Source organism: Psychrobacter sp. 4Dc (assembly GCF_002836715.1).
Lineage (GTDB): Bacteria > Pseudomonadota > Gammaproteobacteria > Pseudomonadales > Moraxellaceae > Psychrobacter.
In genome coordinates, this window is record NZ_PJAT01000045.1 from 1 (window position 1) to 531 (window position 531).

At 42.4% G+C, this 531-nt stretch carries 1 protein-coding gene; it reads right to left on the reverse strand.

All coding sequences use genetic code 11. The features are described from left to right. Positions 1 to 27: 27 nt before the first annotated feature. A partial coding sequence (locus CXF61_RS02470) for an IS1 family transposase (RefSeq protein ID WP_165597036.1) occupies positions 28 to 531 on the reverse strand: 504 nt, incomplete at its 5' end.

Here is a 531-nt window from a genome sequence, read left to right on the forward strand (position 1 = left end):
GGTGGTGTTCTAAAAAGTATGCTGGCATCAGACATAGCCATAATTGACATAGAAGAATACCAAATCAAACACCTTAAAGTGGTTATTAAATTTCTTTGAGAAGCAACAGGTCTTTCGAACGGCTCGTCGCAATCGGTGTCTAAGGCGACAGTTATTACCTTCTATGCCTACCGTATGCTGCTTGCCGATTTGTTTCTTGTCAGGCTTGAATGCGGTTATAAAGCTATCCCAGTTATCCATGCTAATAGAGCCATAGCTGACTTTCAGTTGTTTAAGACGGGCTCTTAGCTTCTTAGCTGTTTTCAGGTCACGTTTGCCCCAGACATAAGCGACAATCTCATTGGTAGCGCGGTCATAAGCATAAATAAGCCAAACTTTACGCTTCTTGCGATACACGTAAGTCCAAAACTCATCAACCTCTAAGCGTTCATAATAGCGCTTCTTAGGCGCAATCTTATAAACAGATGAGCCTATGGTGCTAAGCACTTTACCAATGCTAACTGAGGCTATAATAGCAATGTCTCTGACGCC